Genomic DNA, 304 nt, shown 5'->3' with positions numbered 1-304 from the left:
GCCCAGTCCAGCACGGGGACGCTGCGCTCGCCGGGCCAGGTTGCGGTGACGGCCCAGGTAGCTGCGCCGGTTCCGCCGCCGACGTCGGTGTGGCTGGGGGGGGGCCATTCCGGTACGGCCGCGGCGAATGCCTCCAGCGCCGCGTGGACCGCCTCGAAGGTGGCGGGCATGCGGTAGGCGGCGTAGGCGGCCACGTCGGCGGGGGCGCGGAGGATCGGGGTGTGGGTGGGGGTTGCCCCGCGGTAGTTGGCGATCAGCCGGTCGACGGCCTGGGCGGCCTGGCGGGGTGGGAGGCCGTCGAGGA

1 protein-coding gene is annotated in these 304 nt (G+C 76.6%); it reads right to left on the bottom strand.

Annotated elements, in window-relative coordinates; genetic code table 11:
• Nucleotides 1-304: small ribosomal subunit Rsm22 family protein (locus tag ADL12_RS26595; RefSeq protein WP_244188064.1), on the bottom strand; the 304-nt coding region annotated here is incomplete at both ends.

This window comes from Streptomyces regalis, from assembly GCF_001509475.1.
In the GTDB taxonomy this organism is placed as follows: domain Bacteria; phylum Actinomycetota; class Actinomycetes; order Streptomycetales; family Streptomycetaceae; genus Streptomyces; species Streptomyces regalis.
Note: the sequence above shows the minus strand (reverse complement) of the source record. Positions and strands in the feature narration are given on the sequence as shown.